Genomic DNA, 21,639 nt, shown 5'->3' on the forward strand with positions numbered 1-21,639 from the left:
GTGATGACAACACATCGCCTTGTTTATGCGTTTTAAGCATTAGCTAGTCACCGCTTGCAACCAATCCTTTTTGATCCCAATCGCTGTCCTGTGTAGAATACTCGGATTCTCGGAAGAAGTTGCGTAGAGCAAGAGCAATGAGTCATATACTAGATAAAATCGATACAGTTTACCCGTTTCCGCCTAAGCCAGTTCCATTGAGCGACGCTCAGAAACAGGCCCACATCGCAAACATCAAAAAACTACTTCAAGAAAAAGATGCAGTTCTAATTGCACACTACTACACCGATCCTGAAATTCAGGCTCTGGCAGAAGAAACTGGTGGTTTCGTTGGCGATTCATTAGAGATGGCTAAGTTCGGTAACCGTCACTCAGCAAGCACTTTGATCATCGCTGGTGTTCGTTTCATGGGTGAGTCTGCAAAGATTCTTACTCCTGAAAAACGCATTTTAATGCCAACACTTGAAGCTGAATGTTCGCTTGATCTTGGCTGCCCAGCTGACAAATTTACAGAATTTTGTGATGCTCACCCTGACCACACTGTGGTTGTATACGCGAACACCTCTGCAGCTGTTAAAGCTCGTGCAGACTGGGTAGTTACGTCGAGCATCGCTTTAGAAATCGTTGAAAGCCTAGACGCTGAAGGCAAACCCATTATTTGGGGGCCAGACCGTCACCTAGGTTCTTACATTGCAAATCAAACTGGCGCTGACATGTTGCTTTGGCAAGGTGAGTGTATCGTTCATGATGAGTTCTCAGCTGATGCTTTGAAGAAAATGAAATCGGTATACCCAGAAGCGGCTATCTTGGTTCACCCAGAATCACCAGCAAGCGTGGTTGAACTGGCTGACGCTGTAGGCTCAACAAGCCAACTGATCAAGAAAGCAAAAGAGCTGCCTCATCCACAGATGATTGTTGCGACAGACAAAGGCATCTTCTTCAAGATGCAGCAATTGGTTCCTGAAAAAGAGCTGATTGAAGCGCCGACAGCGGGTGTTGGTGCAACGTGTCGTAGCTGCGCACACTGTCCTTGGATGGCAATGAACGGCCTTGAAGCGATTGAAAACGCGCTTGAGAATGGTGGTGAGCAACACGAAATCTTCGTTTCTGACGAATTACGCGTGAAGTCTCTTATTCCATTGAACCGCATGCTAGATTTTGCAGAGCAGTTAAATGTGCAGGTAAAAGGTAACGCGTAAGTCGTTCTTTTATCTAACCAATAAAAAAACCAGCCAATAGTGCTGGTTTTTTGTATCTGCGTATAGGCCGCCAATATCAATCTTGTGGTCATGTATCTTTTTCTGATGATACATCTTGTTGATATCGCGTATTTTTTCTAGCATGTAAGTAAGAGGAAAAGATTAGAGGCTCGAATGATAATCTGGTTACAACTCAAACGCTGGATCAAAGCAAACATCTTTGTTTTGAATGGCAAAAACTTACTGTTCACTTTTCTTGGCTACATCGCTTTATCGTGGTCGATGCTGTATTTGGCGGGTGAAACAGATTTAACCAGTTCGGTTACCGTATTCGCTTACTACTTGGTGGTGACGGCTTCTACGGTTGGTTATGGTGATTTATCACCGACCACGGTAGCGGGGCAGTGGATCGTTATTCTATTTGTGATTCCAGGCGGGTTGAGCCTTTTTGCCGCGTTGCTCGGTAAAGTGGCGACAGAAGGTGTTGAATATTGGCGAGCGGGCTTGCTAGGAAAAAGGAGAGTTAGAGTGGACAACCACATTTTGATGTTGGGGTGGAATGAGCAAAGAACCATTCATCTCATCCGCATGCTACAACACGAAGAAACGGGTAAACGACCAATCGTGCTATGTACGCGTTCAGATATCGAGAACCCGTTACCCGGTGAAATCAATTTCGTCAAAGTAAACAGCTACACCGATGGCAAAGAGATGGAGAAAACGGGCATTGAGTCTGCAAGTTGCATCCTGATTGATAACCCAGAAGACGACATTACGTTATCTGCGGCGCTTTACTGTGCCAACCGAAACCCTAAAGCGCACCTTCTTGTTTACTTTAAAGATGAAGCGCTGAGCGATTTGTTACACAAGCATTGCCCTAACTCAGAATGTATTCCAGCGGTGGGTGCTGAGATGCTAGCAAAGGCTGCGGTAGACCCAGGTTCCAGTGCGCTTCACCAAGAATTATTGAGCTCAACAAGAGGCATGACACAGTATTCAACGTATTTCCCTGAAGACGCTGAGTCTGTCACCGTCGCGCCTATTTTCTCAGTGTTTAAAGAGAAGTATCAAGCAACTCTGATCGCCATTGATACGGGGAGCGGTATTGAACTCAACCCAGAGTTAGATCAAGTGGTCAGCAGTGGCACTAAGCTGTTTTATATTGCTGATGAGCGAATTGATGACTTCGATTGGAAAGGCTTCTAAAGCGACTATTTTATTTCGTCTGAAAACTAAAAAAGGCCTCATAATGAGGCCTTTTGGCTTGTATAAAGCTAACTGTTATTGAGCTTCAGCCAGTGCAATGCCACGCTGCGTTAGTCCGCAAAGCATCACAGGAACAGCGTTAAAGATCTCTTCGAACTGCTCTAGGCCTTCGATGCCTTGCTCTGCAAGCGTAGCAATTGACGTTTCTGGATCGTAAAGCATGCTCAGTGACAGCAGGACACCGCCAACGAGTGCGTTATCTTCGCTCTCTTCAGGCATTAGTGTTTCCCAATCGTCGCGAGCAATCTGCCAGCCTTGAAGCAAGCCTTCACAAAAATCACGAGCGGCAGTGTTCACCACTTCTTCGTCGTCTAATTGACAAGCTTCAGGCCAAACCCAAGTCCCTTCAATCAGTTCTGGGCGGGTTTTATTCCAAAGCTCGATGATAACTTCAATGTAGCTTTCTAGCTGTTCACCATCCGTAAAAGGTGCGACTTCTTCGCCACCCCATAAGAACGGTAGCCACTCATGCGGGGTTAACACATTCGGTGCCGCTGCCATTGCAGTGACAAAGCCCATTGTTTTGTGTTCTGTGATTAGCTTTCCTTCCAACTCTGGAAGCGCAAGAATATCTTGTAAAGTCAAAGTGAGGTACCGTAAAAGGGAACATATTTGCGCTTATAGTACCAATGAACTTGTGCCAATCAAGCTTCAATCTAAAAAGGCTTGATGTCATGGATGATAAACACTAGGTTTAACAGAAAAGAAAACAATAAAAGAATTATGCAGATACGGTCGTCTTTAAAGAAAAAAAGCATGGTAGCGCTTGGATTATACCTTGCGATGTTTATTGCCATTGTCGGTAGTGTGACGTATTACGTCGTAGAATCCCCTGTGCGCGCCAAATTACAACAAAACCTCGACTTGCGTACGCAACTGTTATCCGCATTGATTACAGAGCCACTCAGTAGTTCTCGAGGCTTCGTAGACAGTCTCGTTGGGTTTGCTCAAGCGCATCGTAACGGTGATGATGTTATTCCGCTCTTTAAGTCCATATTGGCGGCGAGCGACGATACGATTGTCAGTGCCGGTATTTGGCCCGAACCTTATGCGCTTGATTCTAAAAAGCTTCTCAACAGTTACTTTTTTAATAAAGCCGACGATGGAATAATCGACCAGATATATTCTTACAACAACCCCCAAAATGCCCCTTATCAAGAAGAGTATTGGTACACCTCTGTCGTCAACCAAAAACAAGGCACGATCTCTTGGAGCGATGTGTATATCGATCCATACACACACGTTCGAATGATTACGGCGTCTTCCCCTTATTATTACGACGGTACTTTTGCCGGTGTTGCCACGGTGGATCTCTCGCTCGAAGAGCTGCTTGGTTTTATCAAGAACCACGCCGAAGAATACAACCTTGGCATTACGCTCAGAGATAAGCTTAACCAAGTGTTGGTTTCGCATAACTTTAATCTCGTTGAAGGCATTTACATCAGTAGCAATCAATTTGGTGATTTCGGCTGGCAAGTGGATGTGGTGAACTCCAAATCACGAGTAGAAGACGAAGTGTTTCGTCAGGTGATGAGCATTGAAGGCGGTATTGTTCCGCTCTTGCTACTTTGTGTGATGGCGGGCTATTACTTATTGAACTGTTATTTGATTAGTCCAATTACAACGATTGCCGCACAGCTAGATAGCTCGAAAGCAGGCGAAATCATAGATGTTGACTACTCAAGTGAAGACGAAATTGGTCACTTGATTAAAACGTTCAACGAAAAGACCATTTATCTTGAAGCGGAAAAGGTTAAAGCTCAGGCATCCACCAATGCAAAAACCGCTTTCCTTGCGACCCTGTCACATGAAATTCGTACCCCTATGAATGGGGTATTGGGTACTGCTCAGATCCTATTAAAAACGCCTCTAAATTCTGAACAAGAGAAGCATCTTAAGAGTTTGTATGAGTCTGGTGATCACATGATGACCTTACTTAACGAGATCTTAGACTTTTCGAAGATCGAGCAGGGAAGGTTGGATCTTGATGAGACTCGCTTCCCACTCGATTCGATCATCGGCAGTATCAACAGTGTCTACTTCACACTCTCTTCAGAGAAAGGGCTGCAATTCAAAGTGTATTCTGAGGTGCCTTCTGGTCGTTGGTACTTCTCAGATAAAGCACGTCTAAGACAAATCTTGTTTAATCTTTTGAACAACGCGGTGAAGTTTACTTCCAGAGGCTTTGTCGAGGTGTACCTGAAAGAAGTCATAGAGGGGAGTGACACCTACCTTAGTATTCGAGTTCGCGACACCGGAATTGGTATTTCTAAGGAGGCTCAAAAGCGTATTTTCAAACCTTTCGAACAAGCGGAGTCTTCCACAACAAGGCGTTTTGGCGGCACAGGCCTTGGCTTAGCGATAGTGAAGAAAATTGCCCAACTCATGGATGGCAGTATTACCGTCACCAGTGAAGAAGGGATAGGCACGAGCTTTGATGTTCGCTTGAAGATTCAGCCATGCCAGCCTGGCGAGATAGAGAGCTTGCCACATAAGAAGTTGGACTACTCAGGCTTAAAAGTATTGATTGTCGAGGATAACCGAACGAATACGGTGATCATTGAAACCTTCATGAGCAGCAAAGGTTTCACTTGTAAGAGCGTCGAAAATGGTGAACTTGCAATACAAGCCGTGGTTGCCGAGCGCTTTGATTTGGTACTCATGGATAACCATATGCCTGTGATGGATGGCGTTGAATCAACCACTGCGATTCGTGCTTTGATAGGTGATGTGTCATCGGTACTGGTATTTGGTTGTACGGCTGATGTCTTTAAAGAGACTCGCGAACGTATGCTAGGGGCGGGTGTGGACTACATTATCGCTAAGCCGATTGATGAGCGTGAACTGGATGACGCCTTGTTCCGTTATTCAAATAAGCTTTACCAATACCATGAAGTAAAAGCGGATGCTCTCGAAAGCCAAGATGTAAAAAAACACGACTCGAAAAGTAAAAGCGAGTCACTGCCTAAACCTGATCTGCGAAATAAAGATAACACCGAAGAGCTATTGGTGACTCTGTATGTGGCGCTAGAAGACAACAACCTAGAACTGATTCAATTTGCACTAGAGAGCCTACGTGTCCACGTTGAACCTATGAACAACGCTGAACTTACTGAACAAGTCGATAAAGCGCTAGAGCAGGTTTCTTTAGGAGCACCACCTACACAAGATGTCATTAATATCATTACCGTAAATCTACCGATGGCTTAAATGTTGTTTAATTACGGTAAGTAAATGACGAATTGTCCAATATTTGACCTTGGTTTGATTTTTTGGTGGAAGCTACTGCTTTTGAAGAGGTTTTTGGTTGTTAATTTACAACTTTATTTTTAATTTGGAATGTATGACTGCTAATCTTGTGATTTAATAGCGACATTATCTGGTAGGGTGTAAATACACCTTGTTTATATGTTACTAATTCACTCAATAGGCAGTGATATATTTTAGGTTTGGCGTCGATGAAGTCTCGTGGTCCATTTTGTATTCGAAACGCAGCTGCGGATACATTTGCTATGGTCGTTTTCTGTTTTATTTCAGGCATGATCGTAGAAGTGTTTATTTCTGGTATGACATTTGAGCAGTCTCTCGCTTCTCGAACGTTATCTATCCCAGTGAACATTGCTATTGCTTGGCCTTATGGTCTTTTTCGTGATTGGTTTTTACGTAATGGTGCAAAGCTTTCACAAAGTTCGTTGATGAAGAATATTTCTGACCTTTTAGCTTACGTGTTGTTCCAGTCGCCTGTGTATGCCGGTATTTTATTGGCGGTGGGTGCTTCAAGCGACCAGATCGTTACGGCTGTAACCAGTAATGCGGTTATCTCGTGTGGTATGGGCGTACTTTATGGCTACTTCCTAGATATGTGCCGTAAATGGTTTCGAGTTCCGGGCTACTATCAACAAGCTTAAGAAAAGCAACAAGCGTAAGTGCAACGAAAGAATGAAATTTGGTTTGTTTTTGATCTAATGAGTTAATTTGTAATCGAACAAACCGAAAAAGGCACTTTTTTTGACAATGCCCCTTGACCAAAGCAAGCAGAATCAATAAAGTAGCGCCTCGTTGAGTACAAGCTCAACACACAATTTGTGGAAGGATGGCTGAGTGGCTTAAGGCGCTCGCCTGGAAAGCGAGTATACGTTTATAGCGTATCTGGGGTTCAAATCCCCATCCTTCCACCACTATTCAAAACCCTAGCAGAAATGCTGGGGTTTTCTCGTTTTAGAGCCCCTATATTTCACGTCATCTACATCCATCCCTAGTATCAGTTCCTTTAATCATTTCTTTATAGTTATTTCCTCTATTAATGGCGTCGCAGAATGAACCATATTTGGTGTTTTTATCATCGATAAACGCTTGATCTTTTGGTATGAATCTAGATTATTAATAGTATGAAATATTATTAATAATCTAACTATTAGGAATCCATTACCCCATGACAGAAACCCTAGTTTCTCCAATGCTCTCTTTTACTATCGCGATTTCGTTACTGTTTATCGGTAAAGGTTTGATTGAACGATCTGAAGTATTAAGAAAGTATTCACTACCAGAGCCTGTAATTGGTGGCTTTGTTTGTGCTGCGACCGTAGCGGCGCTTTACTATATTTTTGAAATCCAAATCACCTTTAGCCTAGATGTCAGAGACTTTTTACTTCTCTACTTTTTTGCTGGTATCGGACTCCAAGCGGATATTAAGACACTGATTAAGGGTGGGCGACCGTTGTTCATTCTATTGTTTCTTGCTGCCGTCTTTATCGTTCTGCAAAACGTGGTAGGGATGGCAGTAGCTTCTGGCTTTGGAATGGATCCTAAAGCTGGTTTGTTATCGGGCTCTGTTAGCTTAATCGGTGGCGTAGGTACAACGTTAGCGTGGGCGCCAATGTTTGTGGAAGAGTTTGGTATCGCTAACGCGCTAGAGCTAGGTGTGGCGTCAAATACGGTTGGTTTAATTGCTGCGTGTGTGATTGGTGGTCCAATTGCCAACTACCTACTAAACAAGCACAAAGTGAGCCCATCCAATGAAGAAGAAGTGACAGTTGGTGCATACCAAGAAAGTGAAACTCGCAGTGAATTGAGCCATTACGGTGTCTTGTGGGCGTGGTTGATTCTCAACTTAACACTGATGCTCGGTTACAGCCTGAGCGAAGTTATCGACTCGATGGGCCTAAAACTGCCGTTATTCGTAAGCTGCTTAATTGCCGGTATCCTGATCGGAAACATTGGTCGAGCGCTGTTCAAGAAGCGCCGTACACAAGAGAAAATTGCTCAAGGCCGCAAAGGCTTAGCGATGATCTCTGACATCTGTTTAGGTATGTTCTTGACCATGGCCTTGATGGGGCTGCGTATCTGGGATCTCGATGGACTGTTTGGCTATATCTCTGTTGTCATGAGTATCCAGATCCTGCTTTCACTGCTGTTTACGATATTTGTCGTTTATTACCTAATGGGGCGAAACTATGATTCTGTGGTGATATGTTCAGGCTTCGGTGGTATCACTCTTGGCTCGACAGCAACAGCAATTGTTAACATGACCGCGGTAACTCACCGCTATGGCGCAAGCCCACAAGCATTCATTGTGGTGCCATTAGTGTGTGGTTTCTTTGTTGATTTGATTAATGCGTTGGTGATTAGCTTTTTTGTTGGGATGTAGTGAAGTGACCGGTTATTAACTGCTCGATGTTTACATCAGGATAATGACCACAAAGGCGATAACGAAAGTTGTCGCCTTTGTTTTATCTACAGCAAGTTAAAAATACGTATATCAGCCTTTGATGTAATGCACTTGAAGTGACTCGGTGCACAAGTTAGTAAGTGCAAACACGATCTTGATAAATTGGGATACATGTTCGCAGTAAATTTGTGAGACGCTTGAATCAGTGTCAGTTGAATCACAAGGAAGTTGAATGCACCACTTTAATATCCGCGCGCTGGAATACCTTAATGCTTTATCGAAATACGGGTCATTGCGTAAGGCATCTAAGATGATGAACGTTGATCCTGCGGCAATGAGTCGGATGCTGACACAGTTAGAAGCGCAAGCGGAAATGAAAGTATGGGAGCGCAATAACCGCCAATCACTGTTAACTGAAGCGGGTAATGAACTGCTGAATTACTACCGTTCCATTGTTCGTGGAGAGGCCGCAGTACTTGCTCGACTAACCAAGCTTAAAAACCTCAAAGGAGGCAATGTCAGCATTGCCATCGGTGAAGGGTTTATTACCAACTTGGTGTCAAAGCCGATGCAAACCTTCATGGCTCGATACCCTGATATCAACTTATCAATTGAGATTGCTGGGGCATTGGACGCCGTAAAAATGTTGGAAGATCAACAGATCGATTTCGCGATTACCTATGCTTCTGCACCGCACCCTAAACTGCACTCTCACGTTGAACGCAGCCATCCGCTCGAATTGATTGCTCCGAAAGGGCACTTCCTTACGATGAAAGAATCGCCTGTGGTAATGCAAGATATTCAAGACGCTTCTCTCGCCTTAATCGATAATTCGACCGGCATGGGGAGGTTGGTAAAGCAGGCCGAACAAATTTCCCATCTTACCTTGCAGCCCAAGCTTCAAACTAACTCGGTCACTGCACTGACTAACTTTGTTTCAGCAGGGCTGGGCGTAACCTTTATGCCCAAACTCACCGTGATCGATGAGATAAAGTCAGGGCAGATCGAAGTGGTTGCGACCGAGTTGGAGATGCTATCGAAGGCGACGGTTAAGGTTCAATCTTTGAAAGGTCGCGCACTTACGTTACAGGCCGAAACCTTGTTGGATTTCTTACTTGAAAACGCCACTTTCTTGAGTCATGACGCTTACAATATCTAGGCATTGTAGATTTATGTAGCTATCCCTCCCAAGCTTTCAAATACCCCTCAATATCACAGTTCCAAACTGCCGAATTCGTTTTTAAGTCGAATTGAGTTTTTGTCAACACTTTCTCTATTGTTAAGTCAACACGTGCGGAATAAGTTACAAACCATTAACGAAACGAGTTTTACACTGACAGTTGTGTTCGGCTGGTTTTGGCTTTGTCGGGCATTAGGGGAAGAGAATGGAAGTTATTGTAATTGGCAGCGGTGTTATTGGATTGACCAGTGCTTGGTATCTGGCAAAAGAAGGTCACTCGGTCACGGTTATTGATCGTCAAGATTGCAGTGGCAAAGAAACCAGCTTTGCGAATGCAGGGCAAATTTCTTATGGCTATTCTTCACCATGGGCTGCGCCTGGTATCCCTTTGAAAGCGATGAAATGGTTAACCCAAGAACATGCCCCTCTCAAAGTAAAGCCTTCGCTTTCTCCTGAGTTAGTTTCTTGGGCGACGAAGATGCTCGCCAACTGTAACGAAGCTAGATATGCACAGAACAAATCGCGGATGTTGAGAGTCGCAAACTACAGCCGAGATTGTCTGACTGAGCTAAGAACCAGTGAGCAATTGGCTTATGAAGGTAGGCAGAAAGGGACGCTACAAGTGTTTCGAAGCGAAAAGCAATTGGATTTCATTCAGCAAGACATGAAGTTGCTACAAGAGAGCGGGATCGAGCATTCGTTGTTTGATGTTGAGCAGTGTCTGTCAGTGGAGTCGGGTTTAGCGGACGTTAAATACAAGCTGGTGGGCGGCTTATACTTACCTCATGATGAAACCGGTGATTGTCATCAGTTCTGTTTAACCTTGACCGAAAAAGCCAAGCAACTCGGTGTTAGGTTCGTGTTTGATACTGAAGTGGTCAAGCTCAATTATCAGAATCAAACCATTGAGAGTATTACTACGACTCAAGGTGAATTCAAAGCGGACGCTTACGTGGTCGCTTCAGGAAGCTATTCTCGAGACTTGTTGAAGCAAGTTGACCTGTCTATTCCTGTTTATCCAGTGAAAGGGTACTCGCTAACACTACCGATCGTGAATGCAGATAAGTCACCGGCCTCGACTGTAATGGATGAAACCTACAAAGTAGCGATGACGCGTTTTGATGACCGAATTCGTATTGCGGGTACGGCAGAGCTCGCTGGTTTTGACTACCTAATCCCAGAAAAACGCAAAGCCACGATTGATATGGTTGTCAAAGATCTCTTTCCACAAGCGGGTGACTTTTCTAAGGCTGAATACTGGACTGGGCTAAGGCCAATGACGCCAGATGGCACTCCTATTATCGGCAAGACTCCGATTGAGAACTTATTTACCAATACGGGCCATGGAACATTAGGTTGGACGATGGCGTGTGGTTCAGGAAAGATCTTGGCAAGCGTAGTCAGTGGTTCTTCAAGTGATATCAAAACAGATGACTTGAGTATTCATCGTTATTTGTAACAACATGATGTAATGATAGTGAAAGTAACCCCATTCTTAAGTTTTAGAATAGGGTTGTTTTTCTGGGTGGATGTCGAAGGTTATCTGGTGGTGGTTTCTAGCACATGGGTAAATCTATCCCAGGATTTTTGGTCAGCTTCTTGTTGATAGTTGTTTGAGCCGAATACGGTAAAGGCATGCGGCGCCCCACTGTAGGTGATCATTTCATGCGGAACTTTGGTTGTTTCAAGTTCAGCGGCAAGGTTGCCAAAGTCTTGCATTGAAATCATGGCATCAGCCGTACCGTGGAACACGACAACCGGAGCCTTTGTCTGCGAGTAGTCTTGACCTTTTGGTGTTGATAAACCGCCATGGAAGGTGACATAAGCCTTCGAAGGAATGCCCGCACGAGCGGCTTCCAATACAGCGGCTCCGCCGAAACAGTATCCCATCATTACGTTGTTATCTAAGTTGCCGCCAAGTCTTTTCGCTTCCATGGCACCAGCGTTGAGCAACGTACGCATTTTTTCTCTGTCTTTATACAGTTCGCCTGTGTGTTGCTTTTTATCTTTCACTTCGGTCGGGCGAATGCCTTTACCAAATAGATCGATGGCGAACACGTTGTAACCGAGTTCGTTGAGCATCTCAGAACGTTTCTTTTCGTAATCAGTTAAGCCATCCCAATCGTGAATTAGCAGCACCAAAGGCGCTTGGTTACTGGCCTCACTCCAATAACCTTCGTAATCCATACCATCGACTTGGTAAGTGATGTTTTCTCCTGAAATCGCAGAGAAGGGCAGTAAAACTGAAAACAGGCCGAGCGTAGTGATTGTTCGCATGCGTGATTCCTTTCGATGACAATTGACGTTCCAATCGAAAGTATAGATAACGCGATGATTCTCGCCAGATTTCTGTTTCTAACTTGAAATGTATGGCAGGGATAGCCGGGGGCTATTGCTGATGAATAGCCATCGAGAGTGAGTGCGATGGCTGTTTTGTGATGTCTCAGCTTACCAAAACTTGAATAGCTAAACTGGGGAATAAAGGAAAACAACTACCAAGATGCGTTGGTTTTGCTAATGCTCATCTCTGGATACTTACGTTGATAGCGCGGCAACATCGACTCATTACCTAAGATGCCACCTTGATGGATATAGATGACGGTTTTGGTTGGGTTGTCTTCTTGCCATCGCTCTAGGCATTGCCACATCAATGGGTCGTAGAGTAGGTCGAATTCAATATCCGTTTGTTCTTGTAGATCCAACCAGGTTTGATAGTCCTGTTGATACAACTTACCAAAGTGGTGCTTGGTTTTGAGCGGTAAGATCTGTGGGTGATCGGATTCGCCAAGTTCATTGAATTGCTGCGTTAAATAGTCATTACCGCCAACACACGCACAGGTTAACACCGGGATGTTGTGCACTTTTAAATGCTTATGCAGATACAGAGCCGTACTGCCGGTGCCTGCTGGTAGTGCGACCACGAAATCGTGTTTGTTTTCGAAACGCGTCCAGCTGAGTATTTCCATCGCCAGTTGCTTCACGCCGTATTCAGAAAGCTGAGAGCGTCCACCTTCAGGCAATACAATGCACTGAGAATCTGGCTGTCTTATTTGCTCAATATACTCCTGAGGATGAAGCTCAGAGCCTGTTTCTTTGACTGAAATAACCTTAGCCCCGAGATCGATAGCGCCACGGTAGTTGCCGAGTGGGCGTTCTTGTAGCCATTGAGGCAGGTGGTCGACGTAAAACTCAAGCGTCCAGCCTTTGATTTTCGCAAGTGCGGCGAGTGAGAACAAGGAGTTAGCCTGAGCGGAACCATAGCTTATTAGAGTGGTGGTGTTTGGGCTATCGTCTTCCAGTAGCTTCATGAACTTTCTGGCTTTGTTGCCGCAAAAGTGGGAGTGAAGCTGATCGTCACGCTTTAAGAAAAAGGTGTGCTCGTTGTATTGATGTTGAGTTACAGGGCTATTATTTAGTTTCATCGCACTTAGACAAAATGCTGACTCAGAGCCAGCATTTATAGTTCAAATAGGACTGACGAGTATCTAGTAGCTAGGGACCGCTGTAAACCAACTAAATCAAGTTTTCGTTCGATATTGAGCTTCGAACTATGAACTCATTTACTCTGGGGTGGATGCGGATAGATCGGTTTGAAAGGTGATCTTAGCGGTACATCCACCACAGCTGCGATTGACCAATTCAAAGCCCCATTGGAAGCGTTGACATAAGTCCTCGACAATCAATAAACCTAACCCATGCCCATTTGGATTGTATTGTTCTTGGAGGCCTTCTCCTTGGTCTTCAATCACAACACTCTCGTGGGACAGAGTGACCGTTACGGTGCCACTATTGGTCGCTGCAATGGCATTTCTCAACAAGTTTCCGACCAACATATTCATTATCGCGCTGGTGGCCTGAATTGTGGGTTCTGATTGAACGTACATGGAGATGTCGACGTCTTTCTCATCCGCCTGTGCTGAGTTTTTTGAGACGATAGTCTCTAACTCTTGTTGGCTAAACAATCGCAGTGGCGCATCGTCACTGTTTCTTTCGTAACGCACGAGGCCGAGTAGGGCATCGACCATCTCTGACATCTGAACAATGGCTTCATCAATGCGCTCAATCTGGCGAGATTGAAACTCGGTGGTTTCGCTTCTTAGCAGTAATTTATTTGCGCCACGAGCGACCGTTAACGGTGTTCTTAGTTCATGACTTGAGTAGCGAGCAAAGGCTTGTTCACGTTTGAGTAAGGAATTGATTTCTCTTCGGTACTGATTGAGTTGATCTGTGAGCTGACGAAACTCAACTGCGGCGTCGTCATTGACACTAAATTCTTCATTGAGGTTGAGCTTATTGGATTCCAATTGTTCGGAAATAGAATTGAAGGGTTCAATCAGTCGTTTAGATAATCGATAGAGCAGAGCACCAAAGCTAAAAATTAGAATAGAGAGTAATGTTAGTACAAAGGTGGTCGCATAAACCAGTTCGTAAATCTCAAACTCGACGCGGTCGATCTCGGAAAGCAGAACGATTGGGTGGGTTTGACCTTTATCAGAATACTCACCAACATACACCATGCGAGAGTTAGGTTCTTCACCTACCTCGCCAACAAAGCTTTCTTTGCCTTTAATGTATTTGAGGTATTCGGCAGGTATCAATGAAAGATCATTGTAGGCGATTGTCAGGTCATCAATTCTTAACGTACCGCTTTCCCCTGCTTGGAATAAACCAACCGCATAGTTACGGTCGATCAGGATGCGTCTTTCACCGACGCGATCTTCTGACATGTAGAGTGCGGCAACAAAGACTAAATAGACAAAGGCCGATACAATCACGGCCATTAACCCAAAGAAAACCGCTAAGCGGCCGGTTAGGGTTTTGGTGCTCGTGAGAACATTTAAAATCAATTCGATGACTCCAGACGGAATCCAACTTTAGGGACGGTAATCAACATCTGAGTATCAAACGGCTTGTCGAGTTGGTTACGTAATTGATAGATGTGACTGCGCAACACGTCATTGTTGGGTTCGTCTTCTTCCCAGAGTTTGTAGGAAATATCTTCGCGAGTAACCACTTCTGGTGCTTTTTGGCACAACATCTCAAGGATGGTGTAAGTGGTTGGGTTGAGTGCGAGTAACTTATCTTGACGGTACGCTTTACGCGTTTTTTGGTCGATGGTGAGTTCATCAAACTGCAATTTAGAAGAAGCCACTTTTCCTCGGTAACGACGAACAAGCGCTTTCATTCTGGCTTCCAAAATATCCAAATCAAAAGGTTTGGTTAGATAGTCATCGGCACCATGCTCAAACCCTTTTAACATATCATCGCGGCTATCTAACGCAGTCAACATCAAAATAGGTGTCGCGTTGCCTTGGTCTCGCAGTTTATTACAAACCGTGAGGCCGTCCATTCTTGGCAACATCAGATCCAATATGATGATATCAAATGAGTTTTCCAACGCGAGTTGCAGGCCGAGTTCGCCGTTGTCCGCATAATCGAGTTCCATGCCAATACACTCAAAATAATCAAACAAGACACCTGCGATTTCACGGTTATCTTCGACTAATAGAACTCGTTTCATTTTGATTCTCATACAGAAATAGACGGTAACATTATCCTGAGTGAGCGTGAAAAATATGTCAATAACATAACTTTCACTTATGAGGGGGTAGATTGGATTCAGATTAAAAAATAGAAGAACGTATTATGTCTGAACTTCATATTAGCCGACCTAAAGTCTCCACATCACGGATCAATCCCGCCGTTTCACTATCGATCATTGTGCCGTTTTACGATGAACAAGAGGTGTTAGAAGAGTTTCATTCTCGCTTAACCAAGGTACTGGATAGCTTACCCATCACCAGTGAAATTGTTTATGTCGATGATGGCAGCAAAGACAACAGCTTGGATTTGGTGAGTTCATTCACTTCAATCAATAGCTCAATTTCTGTGATCGGTTTAAGCCGTAACTTTGGTAAAGAATCAGCGATGAGTGCTGGCCTCGAACACTGCCGAGGACAAGCTGTGATCTTGCTCGATGCCGATCTACAAGACCCACCCGAGCTGATTCCTCAAATGATTGCCAAATGGCGCGAAGGTTATGACGTCGTCAATATGCAGCGTAGCCAACGTGATGGTGAAACGTGGTTTAAGAAGTTTTCAGCAGCAAGCTTTTACAAAGTCATGAACGTGGCAGCGAAGATCGATGTTCCAGAAAATGTCGGTGATTTCCGACTGTTAAGCCGAGAGGTTGTCGACCATATCAACCAACTGCCTGAACGTAACCGTTACATGAAAGGCATCTTTTCATGGCCAGGTTTTAGACAAGCAACGATTCAGTTTAAGCGCGACGCTCGCTTCTGTGGCGAGACCAAGTGGAACTACCTGAAACTCATCGGATTGGCGATGGATGGCATCACATCATTTTCTATCCGCCCACTGCGTATTGCGACGGCCGTTGGTGGATTAGTGGCGCTTACTGCTTTCGTGTATGGCGTCTTCATCGTGCTCAAAACCATGATGTTTGGTGAGCCTATTACGGGCTACCCGTCAATGATGGTGGTTCAACTTGCCCTTGGCGGCATTCAACTTCTGAGTATTGGTTTAATGGGGGAATACATAGGTCGTATTTTCATCGAAACCAAGAACCGTCCTTTGTATCTGATCCAATCGGTGGTCGATACCCCTGCATTAAAAACGCATTTTAAATTAGAGGAGTCAGCATGAGCCTGAACCGAACGCACCTATGGTATTTGTTGGCTTTTGCATTGGTTCTAAGGCTCTTATCTCTGGCGACATACCCTTTAATGGACACTACGGAAGCGCGCTACGGTGAGATGGCTCGCTTGATGGTCGAAACCGGCAATTGGTTAACCCCTCAATTTGATTACGGCATCCCTTTCTGGGGTAAGCCTCCGATGTTTACCTGGATGAGCGCGATTGGCATTGAGCTGTTTGGTTTGAGTGAGTTTGCTGTGCGTGCGCCACACTGGTTAGCAGGTTTTGCGACGATTTTGTTGGTTGCGTACATGGCTAAGCGCACCGGACAAAGTGCCTTGGTGGCGGCCGTGGTATTGGCGACATGTGGGATTTTCTCTATTGCGGCGGGTGCTGTTATGACTGACATGGCATTAACGTTAGCGATGACCATAGCCATGTTAGGTTTCTACCTATGTTGGTTAGGAGGAGAGGGTTCGAAGGGAGAAGGGAGCGCGAAGACTAATCGGTCTTGGGGCTATGTCGGTTTCATTGGCTTAGCACTAGGCTTGCTGGCAAAAGGGCCGGTAGCGATTGTGATTATGGGTATCGCCGTTTTCCCTTGGTTAGTATTGCAACATGGATTTTTTGGCGCTTTTAAAGTGTTATGGCAACGCTTTCCACTGTTGTCAGGCTTAGGCGTGATGCTAGCGATTGCTTTGCCGTGGTACATCATGGCTGAAATGGCAACACCGGGTTTTATTGATTACTTTATTGTTGGCGAGCACTTTAAGCGTTTTGTTGTGAGTGGTTGGGAGGGCGATTTATACGGTTCTGCCCATGACCAAGCAAGAGGCATGATTTGGATTTTCTGGATTCAAGCGGCTGCGCCGTGGTCGATTGTGTTGCCTATTTTGACTTTCGCCCGTCGTAAGAAAATCGCAGAAGTTAACGCTGAACATAGTGGGTTGTTTTCATTCCTTGTGTGTTGGTTGGTCTCTCCTCTAATTCTTTTCACTATGGCGGGTAATATTCTTCCAGCTTACGTCCTACCGGGTATTCCAGCCCTTGGCTTGCTGGTGGCAACGCTTGTGGTAGAAAAAGATAAGAAGTGGTTCTCGAGTGTGGCTTTGGTGCTACCTGTGCTGTTAATGATTGCGATGGTCTACCTCAACCTAGGCAAAGCGAACGAGAAAAGTGACCGTATTATCTTCGAGCAGATCACGGATGAAGCGCCGAGCTTTTACATCGGTAAACGACCGTTCTCTGGGCAATTTTACAGTCATGGACAAGCGAAAAAGCTACTTGATGTTAAACAGTTAGATGGTATCGACAAGTTCTATCTGATTGGTAAAAGAGCGGAAGTGGAAACCAAGATTAAAGACAATGCGTTGACCTGTATTTTAGAGCCGACGGTGAAGATCAAGCGCGCTCTATTTAGTTGTCATAGCCAAAACATCAAACCAAATCTATCGTTGAGCCATATTCGAAGTGATGGCGATGTTCAATTTTAACTCGTCATCGAGACTGTTTAGCCACAAGTTCGACGTGCTAAACCAAAAACTACAACCTCATCATAAGATGATTAAATTCGCTATGGTGGGGTCGGGTGGCTTTGTTGTCGATTGTGCCGTGTTTGCGTTGCTGCATTACGTTATTGGGCTGCCGTTAATGAGTGCTCGAATTGGCTCTTTCATCGTTGCAGCAACGACAACCTGGTTTGGAAATCGAGTGTTGACCTTTGAATTCAAAGGGCAGGGGAATTGGTCCGAAAAGCTGATTCAATGGCAAAAGTTCATGTTCTCTGCATCAATATCGGCGATACCTAATTTGCTGTGCTTTAAGTTGATGACTGAATTGCTGCCTGCATTTACTGGGGCAGTGTTTATCGCAATGGCGGTTGGCATCTTGGTGGGCATGGTCAGTAACTATTTGCTTAGTCAGTATTGGGTGTTTGCTCGTTAGGCTATCTTGTAACAGACACAAAAAAGCGCAGCTAAATAGCTGCGCTTTGTGTTTTTACGATAGCGAAGTCAATCGGTTCGCGATATTAGCGTTGTGCTGCGCGCTGGCGGTTCTTGCCGTTACTTGCAGGTTTGCCACCTTGACCATTGCCCGCTTTGTTACGGTTTGGTTTGCCATTTCCGCCGCCATTACCTTGTGATTGCTGACCACCAGGACCTTTCTTAATGAAGCCAGTCGCTGGTTTACGAGCATTGCCATTACCGCCACCTTGGCTACCGTTGCCGTTACCATTAGGCTTCTTGCCACCCGGTTTCTTACCAGAGTGGTTACGTGGGCTTTCGCCACCAAGACCTGGCTGAGATTTACTGTGCTTAGTCGCAAAGCGTTGTGAACCGTGACGACCAGACTTACGACGTTGTGCCGGTGTTTGTGCATCAAAGTCTTCTGCTGGTACTAGGCAGTTTGCTTTGTCACCAATTAGGTGCTGTTTACCCATGCTGATCAGTGCTTCACGGATGATTTTCCAGTTTTCAGGATCGTGGTAACGAAGCAGTGCTTTATGCAGACGACGTTGACGATCACCTTTCGGCACAGGAACATCTTCACGCTTCTTATATTTCACGCGTTTCAGAGGGTTAGTCTCTGAGTAGTACATCGACGTTGCATTACACATTGGCGATGGGTAGAAGTTCTGTACTTGGTCACACTCGTAGTTGTGCTTTTTCAGCCACATTGCTAGGTTAAGCATGTCTTCATCTTCTGTGCCCGGGTGAGCAGAGATAAAGTAAGGAATTAAGTACTGTTTCTTACCGGCTTCAGCGCTGTACTTCTCGAACATCTCTTTGAAACGATCGTAAGTGCCCATGCCCGGCTTCATCATCAGATCCAGTGGGCCTTTTTCAGTATGCTCTGGAGCAATCTTCAAGTAACCACCAACGTGGTGAGTCACAAGCTCACGAACGTATTCTGGAGATTCAATCGCTAAGTCGTAACGTACACCAGAAGCGATCATGATCTTCTTAACACCCGGTACTTTTCTCGCAGAGCGGTACAGGTCGATAGTGTGTTGATGGTCTGTGTTTAGCTTTTCACAGATTTTCGGGAACACACATGATGGACGACGACAGTTAATTTCAGCTTTTGGATCTGAACAACCTAAACGGTACATGTTCGCCGTTGGGCCGCCCAAGTCAGAAATAGTACCTGTGAAGCCCGGTACTTTATCTTTAATGTCTTCGATCTCATCCAAGATAGATTCTTTCGAACGGTTCTGAATGATGCGACCTTCGTGCTCTGTGATTGAACAGAAAGAACAACCACCAAAACAACCACGCATGATGTTAACCGAGGTTTTGATCATGTCGTATGCTGGGATTTTCGCTTTGCCGTACATCGGGTGCGGAACACGCTTGTACGCAAGGCCAAACACGTAGTCCATCTCTTCTGTGGTCAATGGAATAGGCGCTTGGTTAATCCAAAGCTCGCGATCACCGTGACGTTGAATCAGAGCACGACCTGAGTACGGGTTTGTCTCAAGGTGCAGGATACGACTAGCGTGAGCGTAAAGAATACGGTCATTGTTTAGCTTTTCGTAAGCTGGGATACGAACCGCTGTAGTTTTTGCATCGTGACGAGAAGGGCGAATAGTAATAGGTTGCGCTTTTACTTCTTCTTTTTCGTCTTTCTTGGTATCACACTGAGTTTCAACTTCGTACGGGTTAACCGGAACATACGCTTTGTTCGGCTTTTCGATACGAGAAGAGTCAATGATCTTGAAGCCTTCAGGGGCCGCAGGAAGATTGATAGCAGTACCGCGGATATTGGTCAGCGTAGACATGTCTTCACCATCGGCAATGCGGTGTGCTACTTCAACCAATGCACGCTCAGCGTTACCAAAAAGAAGAATGTCAGCTTTTGCATCAAACAATACAGAGCGGCGAACTTTATCTGACCAGTAGTCGTAGTGAGCTACACGACGTAAGCTCGCTTCAATACCACCAAGCACGATTGGCGTGCCTTTGTAAGCTTCACGACAACGTTGAGAATAAACCAGAGTTGCACGATCAGGACGCTTGCCACCTTCATTGTTCGGAGTATAAGCATCATCGTGACGTAATTTGCGATCAGAGGTGTAGCGGTTGATCATGGAGTCCATGTTACCCGCTGTGATGCCGAAGAATAGGTTAGGTTTACCTAGCTTCATGAAGGCATCTTTATTGTCCCACTTTGGTTGAGCAATAATGCCCACGCGGAAACCTTGAGCTTCAAGCAGACGGCCGATGATAGCCATACCAAAGCTCGGGTGATCGACATAAGCGTCACCAGTTACAATAATAATGTCACAGCTATCCCATCCAAGAGCATCCATCTCCTTTCTACTGGTAGGCAAAAAGGGTGCAGTTCCGTAGCACTCGGCCCAGTATTTTTTGTGTTCGTGAATAGGAGTGATATCGCTGTACATATTTCAACCTCTGATTTTTGAGGCGGGAATTATAGCGGCATGAGCCTAGACTAGCCAGTAGAACATGCCCCTGTTAGTTCTGGTGTCTTTCGTCTTTTTACGGTAAATGGCGATAAAAGAGCCATACAACAGCATAGTTGAAGCCTTGAATAACGTCGCTAATTTGTGATTTTGATTAGTGTTCGCAGCAGTTTTTGATATTATTCGCGAAAATAAGTCTGAAGAAGTGGATCCACAATGGTCGAAACGTTATTAGTACAATTTGCTCCGATGCTTTTAGGAACCCAACTGATCTTAACCCTCATCTTGGTGAAAGGGGATATTTGTCCGGGGCAGCGTGGTCGGATCCACAAGATGTTACCTGCGATTGGCGTGCTGTGGCTTGCCGTCGCTTCAGTAAAAATTGAAGCCTTTCTGGTCGTGTTCGCGATCTTTTATTTCTATTCTCAAGTTCAAACCAAGAAGACTCGCGATTCTGGTCCTATCTGGGTGATGTACTTGGCCTGTGGTTTAGCGTTGTCATATGTTGCTATACAAGCGACTGAGCAAGCAACCGCTGTTGGTATCATTACTACTTTGCTGCTAGTGGTACTGTTAGGAGCAGCGTTTGGCCATCTACTACTGACGATTGCAAGGACACGGTTGCAGGCATTTCATCGAGTGCTTCCTGTTGTGGGCGTGCTAACCGGTATGTTGGTAGTACTGGCGACCGTCGTGAGTGTTTACTCTTTGTCTGAAGCTCAATTAGAACCTGTGATTTCCACTTTGCTATTTAGTTTTGCTTTGTTGATCTCCTCAATCGTGGTGTGGTGCTGGCATTTACTGTTCGCAAGAACGCCTGAAAAGCTTCAACTGAGTATTTCGTTGTTGATGTTATTGGTGGCCGTTGTGGGTTTAACGCCAGTTTGGGCGCTTTAATCACGCACTTTCATTAATTACGTATTCTTGTTAAGAAGTGTGATCTGTTTTTTAGCGTGACGTTGGTAAGCGTTCTAAACTTAACTCTAGTCAGTGTGTTCGTAAGGAGTACGAGATGGATTTAAGCAACGTCAAAGGTTTCGATAGCATTATTTTGCTAGGAATCGTTAATGAAAAACTTCGCCTAGAATGCGATAGCTTTGAAGAGCTGATCAGCATGTATGAAATGGATACAGAAAGTGTTGTGGGCAAGCTCGATATGCTTGGCTATCAATACGATCCATTGACTAACCAGTTTAAGTCTTACTCGAGATAAGCTAAAGATTAGCGCATCTTTTATCGAAAA

18 protein-coding genes and 1 tRNA gene are annotated in these 21,639 nt (G+C 45.0%); 13 read left to right on the forward strand and 6 right to left on the reverse strand.

Annotated elements, in window-relative coordinates:
- Positions 1-137: 137 nt before the first annotated feature.
- Together nadA and AB4249_RS06075 are read left to right on the forward strand one after the other, a co-directional pair.
- Positions 138-1,199 carry a quinolinate synthase NadA gene (gene nadA, locus AB4249_RS06070; protein ID WP_136973580.1) on the forward strand — a complete coding sequence of 354 codons (1,062 nt, stop codon included), beginning with the start codon at positions 138-140 and terminating at the stop codon, positions 1,197-1,199.
- Between the two features lie 174 nt (positions 1,200-1,373).
- Positions 1,374-2,405 (forward strand): potassium channel family protein, encoded by a 1,032-nt coding sequence (locus AB4249_RS06075; protein WP_017063519.1) that lies wholly within the window; start codon positions 1,374-1,376, stop codon positions 2,403-2,405.
- Positions 2,406-2,480: 75 nt separating this feature from the next.
- Here AB4249_RS06075 and AB4249_RS06080 read toward each other — a convergent pair whose 3' ends face one another.
- Positions 2,481-3,050: a UPF0149 family protein gene (locus AB4249_RS06080; protein ID WP_017062064.1), complete on the reverse strand. Its 570-nt coding sequence runs from the start codon at positions 3,048-3,050 to the stop codon at positions 2,481-2,483.
- A gap of 171 nt (positions 3,051-3,221) precedes the next feature.
- Between AB4249_RS06080 and AB4249_RS06085 the strand changes: the two genes are divergently transcribed.
- The 6 genes from AB4249_RS06085 (at position 3,222) to AB4249_RS06110 (ending at position 10,772) form a co-directional block, all read left to right on the forward strand.
- Positions 3,222-5,675, forward strand: coding sequence for an ATP-binding protein (locus tag AB4249_RS06085; RefSeq protein ID WP_372102532.1), 2,454 nt, complete (start codon positions 3,222-3,224; stop codon positions 5,673-5,675).
- Positions 5,676-5,923: 248 nt separating this feature from the next.
- On the forward strand, positions 5,924-6,373 hold the full coding sequence (locus AB4249_RS06090) for an L-alanine exporter AlaE (protein ID WP_004736492.1): 450 nt from the start codon (positions 5,924-5,926) through the stop codon (positions 6,371-6,373).
- Between the two features lie 179 nt (positions 6,374-6,552).
- Positions 6,553-6,643: transfer RNA gene (locus AB4249_RS06095), tRNA-Ser, on the forward strand.
- A 254-nt stretch (positions 6,644-6,897) separates the two neighbouring features.
- Complete coding sequence (gene gltS, locus AB4249_RS06100; RefSeq protein WP_017078190.1) at positions 6,898-8,112, forward strand: sodium/glutamate symporter; 1,215 nt, start codon at positions 6,898-6,900, stop codon at positions 8,110-8,112.
- A 253-nt stretch (positions 8,113-8,365) separates the two neighbouring features.
- A complete protein-coding gene (locus AB4249_RS06105; RefSeq protein ID WP_017087671.1) occupies positions 8,366-9,292 on the forward strand; it encodes a LysR family transcriptional regulator in 927 nt (308 codons plus the stop codon).
- Between the two features lie 226 nt (positions 9,293-9,518).
- Positions 9,519-10,772, forward strand: coding sequence for a D-amino acid dehydrogenase (locus AB4249_RS06110; protein WP_372102535.1), 1,254 nt, complete (start codon positions 9,519-9,521; stop codon positions 10,770-10,772).
- 80 nt (positions 10,773-10,852) lie between these two features.
- On the opposite strand, the gene AB4249_RS06115 is transcribed toward AB4249_RS06110, so the two are convergent.
- From AB4249_RS06115 to AB4249_RS06130, 4 genes are all read right to left on the reverse strand, one after another.
- Positions 10,853-11,590 carry a dienelactone hydrolase family protein gene (locus tag AB4249_RS06115; RefSeq protein ID WP_372102537.1) on the reverse strand — a complete coding sequence of 246 codons (738 nt, stop codon included), beginning with the start codon at positions 11,588-11,590 and terminating at the stop codon, positions 10,853-10,855.
- Between the two features lie 215 nt (positions 11,591-11,805).
- A complete protein-coding gene (locus tag AB4249_RS06120; protein WP_017080949.1) occupies positions 11,806-12,735 on the reverse strand; it encodes a pyridoxal-phosphate dependent enzyme in 930 nt (309 codons plus the stop codon).
- A gap of 138 nt (positions 12,736-12,873) precedes the next feature.
- On the reverse strand, positions 12,874-14,160 hold the full coding sequence (locus AB4249_RS06125) for a sensor histidine kinase (RefSeq protein ID WP_372102540.1): 1,287 nt from the start codon (positions 14,158-14,160) through the stop codon (positions 12,874-12,876).
- Complete coding sequence (locus AB4249_RS06130) at positions 14,157-14,834, reverse strand: response regulator transcription factor (RefSeq protein WP_065585153.1); 678 nt, start codon at positions 14,832-14,834, stop codon at positions 14,157-14,159. The genes AB4249_RS06125 and AB4249_RS06130 overlap by 4 nt, the downstream gene beginning before the upstream one ends.
- Positions 14,835-14,959: 125 nt before the next feature.
- Here AB4249_RS06130 and AB4249_RS06135 point away from each other — a divergent pair, with 125 nt between their 5' ends.
- The 3 genes from AB4249_RS06135 to AB4249_RS06145 are packed head-to-tail and all read left to right on the forward strand — an operon-like array spanning position 14,960 to position 17,914.
- Positions 14,960-15,979 carry a glycosyltransferase gene (locus AB4249_RS06135; protein ID WP_372102542.1) on the forward strand — a complete coding sequence of 340 codons (1,020 nt, stop codon included), beginning with the start codon at positions 14,960-14,962 and terminating at the stop codon, positions 15,977-15,979.
- Positions 15,976-17,463, forward strand: a complete 1,488-nt coding sequence (locus AB4249_RS06140) for a glycosyltransferase family 39 protein (RefSeq protein ID WP_017063527.1) — start codon at positions 15,976-15,978, stop codon at positions 17,461-17,463. The genes AB4249_RS06135 and AB4249_RS06140 overlap by 4 nt, the downstream gene beginning before the upstream one ends.
- Positions 17,450-17,914, forward strand: coding sequence for a GtrA family protein (locus tag AB4249_RS06145; protein WP_017062031.1), 465 nt, complete (start codon positions 17,450-17,452; stop codon positions 17,912-17,914). Before AB4249_RS06140 ends, AB4249_RS06145 begins: the two co-directional genes overlap by 14 nt.
- Before the next feature lie 85 nt (positions 17,915-17,999).
- On the opposite strand, the gene AB4249_RS06150 is transcribed toward AB4249_RS06145, so the two are convergent.
- A complete protein-coding gene (locus tag AB4249_RS06150; RefSeq protein ID WP_372102544.1) occupies positions 18,000-20,282 on the reverse strand; it encodes a YgiQ family radical SAM protein in 2,283 nt (760 codons plus the stop codon).
- A 330-nt stretch (positions 20,283-20,612) separates the two neighbouring features.
- Here AB4249_RS06150 and AB4249_RS06155 point away from each other — a divergent pair, with 330 nt between their 5' ends.
- Complete coding sequence (locus AB4249_RS06155; protein ID WP_029235143.1) at positions 20,613-21,293, forward strand: hypothetical protein; 681 nt, start codon at positions 20,613-20,615, stop codon at positions 21,291-21,293.
- A 115-nt stretch (positions 21,294-21,408) separates the two neighbouring features.
- A complete protein-coding gene (locus AB4249_RS06160) occupies positions 21,409-21,609 on the forward strand; it encodes a DUF4250 domain-containing protein (protein ID WP_010437991.1) in 201 nt (66 codons plus the stop codon).
- Positions 21,610-21,639: the final 30 nt, after the last annotated feature.

It is taken from the genome of Vibrio sp. 10N.261.55.F4, assembly GCF_041470465.1.
Lineage (GTDB): Bacteria > Pseudomonadota > Gammaproteobacteria > Enterobacterales > Vibrionaceae > Vibrio > Vibrio crassostreae_C.